The organism is Collinsella aerofaciens, assembly GCF_040926185.1.
In the GTDB taxonomy this organism is placed as follows: Bacteria; Actinomycetota; Coriobacteriia; order Coriobacteriales; family Coriobacteriaceae; genus Collinsella; species Collinsella aerofaciens_BC.
In genome coordinates, this window is sequence record NZ_JBCOIQ010000033.1 from 1 (window position 1) to 7,255 (window position 7,255).

The 7,255-nt window shown below is 59.2% G+C and carries 1 protein-coding gene; it reads left to right on the forward strand.

Translation table 11 applies throughout. From position 1 onward, the window contains the following. Positions 1 to 405: 405 nt before the first annotated feature. Complete coding sequence (locus AB5750_RS09595) at positions 406 to 6,714, forward strand: Spy0128 family protein (RefSeq protein ID WP_368146263.1); 6,309 nt, start codon at positions 406 to 408, stop codon at positions 6,712 to 6,714. Positions 6,715 to 7,255 lie beyond the last annotated feature (541 nt).

A 7,255-nucleotide genomic window follows, 5' to 3' on the forward strand; every position in this document is an offset into this window, starting at 1 on the left:
GGCGTTCGGCATCAGGGTAGCGCTGCGACGCGGAAATCGCGCGCTGTTGACGCGCCCCCGCAGTGCCCGCTTCCCCCGAGAACAATTATCAGTGCAGGTAGAACGCCTGCGGTTTTTCGTAAAACGTGGGCATGGTCGGGGGTATCGGGTCAAACGTAGTAGACGGGCCGGTTTCGTGGTGGGTGTCGCCAGCTGATCCCTCGGGGACGGAGGAAAACGGATCGTTTTGGCTCGTCAATCTCGAGTCGCACCTGTTTTCCTGCGAAAACGCTGTGTCTCAACTTTGGTGAGACATTTGTCTCACACCCAAAACCGAATCTGGAACGTGTGTCACCTGCCCTAATTGTGTCTCATTCCGTAACTTTAGGCTGATGCAAGGTCTAATCCTGCGAGAAGGGAGACGCGATGGGTAAGTACACGAGGGGTCTCTTGGCGGTGATACTGGCCGTAGTGCTGGTGTTGCCAGCCGCAGCATTCGCCATGCTGCCCGAGGCCAACGCCAGGTCCAGTACGGGAATGGACGGGCCGACAGCGAGCGGGCCGACGGTCGTCGACCCCGACACCAGCGGACGCTGGGAAAAATGGGCGGCCGGCCACAGCGGCAATAAGGTGACGACTCAAAACGTCGGTCGAATCTGGACCGACAAAACGGTTGAGGCAACCGGAGAAAACGAAGTGTCAGATTTTGTGACCACGCTTTCGGCGATGTCCTCGACGTCTAATTCAACCGTGACAGTCACCACGCCACTCGACATCGTGCTAGTGCTGGATGCATCCGGCTCGATGAATGATCCTATGGGTGGTGGAGATTCCACCAAGCGTATCGATGCGCTGAAGAGCGCTGCGAAAAGCTTTATCGACACCATCGCCAAACAAAACGAAGGTATCGAGGGCGTCGATAGGCAGCATAAGGTTGCCATTGTTAAGTTTGCGGGTGATGAGACCGACAAAGTTGGAAACGACAAGTACCGCTCCGGCGGCCATAGCTACAACTATTCGCAGACAATGCAAGAGTTGACAGCGTGCACGGTTGGCGGCGCAAAGGGTCTTAAGGGAACGATCGATTCTATCGAGCCTGCTGGCGCTACGCGTGCCGATTATGGTATGAAACAAGCCGAGAAAAACATTAAAACTTTTGGACGCGAGGGCGCCAAGAAGGTCGTTGTGTTCTTTACCGACGGCAAGCCAACGAGCTACAGCGAGTTTGATTCTGATGTCGCCAACGCTGCCGTGACGGCTGCCAAGAGCATGAAGGACGGCAAGGCCACCGTTTATACTATCGGCATCTTTAGCGGAGCGAACCCCGCTGCCGATCCCTCGAATAAGGGAACGAGCGACGTAAATAAGTTCATGCACGCCGTGTCGAGTAACTATCCCAGCGCCACGTCGTATACGAGCGATATGCTTGGTGCGCGCGTGGAAAACTCCGACTACTACAAGTCGGCGACCAATGCAGAAGAGCTCAAGAAGGTCTTCGACGACATCTCGCAGGCCATTACGTCGGAGCCGCCTTATCCGACCGAAATCCACAAGGGCTACGACGAGACCAAGTCCGGCTACATCACGTTTACCGATGAGCTGGGCGACTTTATGCAGGTCGACAGCTTCACCGAGGTCGTCATCAACGGCACGCCGTTTACCAATCCGAGCAAGACGGTCAACAAAGAAACCAAGACCGATACGTACGAGTTCGATGGCAAGGCAAAAGACCTGCTCATTACCGTGCAGCGTGCCGGCGACGACAATCCCCAGAAGGGCGATATCGTAACGGTCAACATTCCCGCGTCGTTGATTCCGCTGAGTCACTTTAAGACCGTAGACGGCAAGCTTTCGGTCGATACCGTTAAGCCCATCCAGGTGAAATATGCCTCGAGCGTGAAGAAGGTCGCACTCGACAACCTGTTTACGCCCGAGAAGGTAGCGGGGCTCAAGGATTACATCGAGCATAATACGACCGTCGTTGACGGCACCAAGACCGTGAACTTCTTTGCAAACAAGTGGAAGACCGGTGCGTTGGGTGATACGGTTGCGAACTTTGAGCCGGCCGACACCAACCGCTACTACTACTTCCAGAAGCAGACTCCAATTTACACCGATAAGGAATGCACACAGCCTGCAAAGATTTCACTGGCAGAAAAAGGCACCTATTACTACAAGGATGAGTTTGAGGAGCAGGGCGAGAACAACGAGGCCAAGCCCGCCACCGCCGTCATCGAGTTTATCGGCGGCGACGCTGCGAAGTTTGACGGCGCTATTATTGCCGACAAGGACGGCAACCTTTCGTTTAGCGTGGGGACCGCGCGCCTGGCCTTTATCGACGAGCTCCACACCACCAAGAAGGGCGTGGGCGGCAACAACACTGGTACCGCGACCGACGTTCTCAACCCCAAGTGGAACAACGTGTCCGCCAAGGCGACCGCGACGCATGTCAATTCCTACCTGGGCAACAACGGCAAGATCAGCTATAAGTACGACATGACGCCGGCAAAGGTTGACACCAAGGCCGGCTTTGGCCTGACCAAGGTGCTCGAGGGTCGCGAGTGGACGAAAGAGGACAAGTTTGAGTTTGGTCTGACGTCCGAGAACGGTGCCCCGATGCCTGCGGCTACGACTGCAATCGTGCACAAGGCTGACCTGGACCAGGGCAAGGCTGCCATCGACTTCGGCACGATCGAATACGCCGAACCTGGCACGTACGTCTACAAGGTCAGCGAGAAGAACGCCGGCCAAACTATCGATGGCATCACTTACAGTGGGAATGTCGCGGAGATTACCGTGACGGTAACGCCCAACAAGAAGGGCGAGCTCAGCGCTGACGTACAGGTGACTTCGGGCGAGACTGAGTTCAAGAACATCTACGCTGCAAGCCCCGTCGATTCGAGCGTTACCGACGAGATCGAGGTCGTCAAGTCTCTGACCGGCCGTGGCCTCAAGGCCGACGAGTTCAGCTTTGAGCTGCGCGAGGCCAAGGGCGAGGACTCTGAGCTTATCGAGACCGTCAAGAATGACGCCAACGGTAACGTTACGTTCAAGGCTATCAAGTACACCGAGATCGGTCAGCACATCTACACGCTGCACGAGGTCAAGGGCAATGCCGGCGGCATCACCTACGATGGCACGACCTACACCATCGTGACGACCATCAGCGATAACGGCAAGGGCCAGCTGGTGGCCACGCACAAGCTGAAGGGCGCCGAGGACGTCAAGAGTATCAAGTTCAAGAACGCCTACACCGCGAATGCTGCCGAGGCATCGCTTGCGGGCATCAAGAACCTGCAGTTCGCCGACGGTCTGACCCCGGCCGACATCAACGGCAAGTTCACCTTTACCGTGACCGGTGAAGAGGGCGCACCCATGCCCGCGAACGCGAGCGTGACCAATGATGCCAAGGGCAAGGTCGACTTTGGCAAGATTGCCTTTACGCTCGACGACCTTAACAAGGCTCTGGGCGAGAAGTCCGAGAAGCGCGAGCACACCTTTACCTACACCGTGACCGAGTCCGGTAAGGTTGCCGGCGTGACCAACGACGCCAAGCTGTCGCGCGAGGTTTCCTTCACCGTGACCGATGACAGCAAGGGCAATCTGAGGGTGTCCCGCAAGCCGGATGGCAACGCAGCCTTTACGTTCACCAATACCTATAGCGTGACGCCTGTCGAGACGAGCGTCACCGACCAGATCACCGCGACCAAGTTCCTGACCGGCCGCGACATGGCTGAGGGCGAGTTCTCCTTCGAGCTCGTCGAGGGCGAGGGCAAGGACGCCAAGGTCGTCGCCACCGGCAAGAACGCCGCCGATGGCAAGATCACGATGAGCACCATCGAGTACACCAAGGCCGGAACGCACGCCTACACGCTGCGCGAGGTCAAGGACAACGCCGGCGGGATCACCTACAGCGATGCCAAGTTCAACATCGAGACCACCATCACGGACAACGGCGACGGTACGCTCAGCGCCACGCATGTTCTGAAGGACGTTAAGGAAGCAACTTTCGAGAACACCTACAGCGTGACCCCGCTCGACACAGAGCTCGACTTTGGCCTGAGCAAGGCCATTGACGGCCGCGACTGGACGGATGGGGACGAGTTCAGCTTTACCATCACCGCCCCCGAAGGCGCCCCGCTGCCCGATCCCGCAACCGTAACCGTGAGTAATAAGGACGCGAAGGACGGCATCGCCGCCATCAAGTTCGGCAAGATCCACTACACGGCTGCCGGAACCTACAAGTACGAGATTCGCGAGAACGCGGGCAACGCGGCAGGCATGACGTATGACGGACATGTCGCGACCGCCGAAGTGACCGTGACTGATAACGGCAAGGGCGTCCTGACCGCCAACGTCACCAAGAAGGAAAACGGACGCTTTACCAACATGTACCGCTCTGAGCTCGATTACGCCGCGGCCGGCGGCCTTAAGCTTAGCAAGGCCCTCTCCGGACGTCCCATGACCGAGGGCCAGTTCACCTTTACCGTGACGCCCGCTGACGCGGCTTCTGCCAACGCGCTCGGCCTGCACGAGGGTGCCAACGTGTACAAGTCCCCTGCAGCGACAGAGGGAACCGTCGGCCTGATCGACATTCTGGCCGGCAAGGAGGTCAAGTTTACGCAGGCTGACGCCGGCAAGACCTTCAAATACACCGTGGCCGAGACGAACGACCACAAGCCCGGTTACACCTACGACGATGCTGCCCGTACCGTGACGATCGCTGTCACCGACGATGGTGCCGGTACGATTACCGCTACGACGACCGTCTCCGGCGGTCCCGAGGGCACGCACGAGACGATCCACAAGAGCGGCGAGAACAAGGTTGAGAGCGCTCTGGTCCCGTTCAAAAACAGCTATAGCGCATCGACCGATGCGCACGGTGGTGACGTTGCTCAGATCGTTGCCACCAAGACTCTGACCGGTCGCCCGATGGTCGACGGCGAGTTCTACTTTGGCATCGCCTATGCGGGCGAGACGGAAGCCATCGAGGGTACGTGCGTTACCAACGTTAACGGCCAAGTGAGTTTTGGTGCTCTGCATTACACGACCGAGATGCTCGCCGACCTGGTAAACGCCAACCGCGCCATCCGTACCGACACGGATGCCAAGCTTGCATGGACCATCAACTACACGGCCTTCGAGTACACGTCTCCGCTCGCAGCAAAGGGCATTACCGCCGCAAAGCCGAGCTTTAGCTTTAAGGTCATCGTCGTCGACAACGGTGACGGGACTCTGACGGCGACGCCCGCCTACGACGGAATTCAACCCTTGTTCGAGAACGTCTACGGCGCCGATGCCGTTGACGCCGCGCTTGCCGGCACCAAGAAGCTCCAGGCAGCTGAGGGCCTGACCCCGGCCGACATCGCAGGTAAGTTTACCTTTACCGTGACCGCTGACGAGGCGGGTGCCCCGATGCCCGAGCACACGACCGCAACCAACGACACGGCCGGCAACGTGGACTTTGGCAAGATCCACTTTACGCTCGAGGACCTCAACCGCGCCCTGGGCGTGACGGACGATGCGACCGATAAGGCCGAGGCAGACGAAGCCGACGAGGCCGAGGCCGACGAGGCAGAGGCTGAAGAGGCCAACGCCGACGCTGATGCCAACGCCGACGAGCCCAGCGACGAATCCGAGCCCGCAGCCCCCACCGCTCCGCGCTCGCACACTTTTACCTACACGGTGACCGAGTCCGGTAGCGCCCCTGGCGTGACTAACGACGCCAACACCGCGCGCAAGGTTTCCTACACAGTGACTGACGACCGTGCCGGACACCTGAGTGTCGTGCGCAACGGCGACGACGGTGCGGCCTTCACATTCACCAACACCTACAGCGTGACGCCCACCGATTCGTCCGTGACCGATCAGGTCAAGACGGTCAAGCGTCTGACCGGACGCGACCTTGCAGCTGGCGAGTTCACGTTTGAGCTGCTCGAGGACGGCGTGACTGTCGCTAGTGGCACCAACGACGCCAACGGCACCGTTACGCTGAGCCCGATCCACTATGAGGCGCCCGGCACGCACACGTACACGCTGCGCGAGGCTTGCCCCAACGCGCTCGGCCTGTACAAGGGCGTCACCTATGACGGCGCGACCTATACCGTCGTGACCACCGTCTCCGACAACGGCGACGGCACGCTGACCGCGACGCACAAGCTCGAGGGAACCACCGAGTCGGCTGGCTTTACCAACAAGTATCACGCCATGCCCACGCAGGTCTCCATCGGCGCCATCAAGGTGCTCGAGGGACGCGAGCTCAAGAAGGACGAGTTTAGCTTTAAGCTCGTTGGCGAGGACATCGAGTCCACCGTCACCAACGATGCCGACGGCAAGATCAACTTCGACAAGTTCGAGTACGACGAGCCCGGTACGTACGTCTACACCATCAGCGAGGTCAAGGGCGACGAGGCCGGTATGACCTACGACAAGTCCGTCTTTACCGCGACTGTCAACGTGGTCGACGACGGCGAGGGCAACCTCAAGGCGAACGTCGCCTTTACCAAGGGCGACAAGAGCGTCGAGGGTATCGTGTTCAACAACACGTACAAGAAGCCCGAGACGCCCGTGCCGACGCCCGATCCCGGCACGCCCAAGACCGTGACGAACATCGTCAAGACGGTCAAGGGTTTCCTGCCCACCACGGGTGACCAGCAGGCCGCTGCACTGCTCATGGCATTTGTTATTGCCATGGCCGGCGTCGGAGCCCTGGTCTGGGGTATCCGTAAGCGCTAGGCACGCTGGTAGCGCCCGGGGCCAAAAGGCCCCGGGCGGCCGGCGGGGAGCCAGAACATAGCCCCCACCCCCAGCCGCCACGGAGGTATCTCCCTCCTCCGTGGCGGCGCTTTTGTGCGTAGGCGAGAAGGGCTTGCCACGAAATTGGCCCATCTACTACGTTTAGCCCCTTACCCCCAACCATGCCAAAAAACGCGAAAACAAAACCGACGCAGGTAGAACGCCTGCAGTTTTCTGGAAAACAGGGGTATGGTCGGGGGTATCGAGTCAAACGTAGTAGATGGGCCGATTTCGTGGTTGGCGCCGCCAAATGATCCCCCGGGGACGGAGGAAAACGGATCATTTTGGTCCCACGCGGCTGGTGGGTGCGTTCGCGCAGGACCGTTCAAACAAAACTATGCCGGTTTACGGGGCTAAACTCAGGACTCCCATCCATACCCGCGTTTTCTGCAAAATGACGGCTCGTCTACCTGCACTGATAATTGTCCTTGGGGGAAGCGGGCACTGCGGGGCGCGGCAACGGCGCGCGATTTCCGCGTCG

Bases quoted from the DNA above. Each gene is read 5' to 3' on its own strand.
- AB5750_RS09595 (WP_368146263.1), top strand. From the start codon at position 406: ATGGGTAAGTACACGAGGGGTCTCTTGGCGGTGATACTGGCCGTAGTG.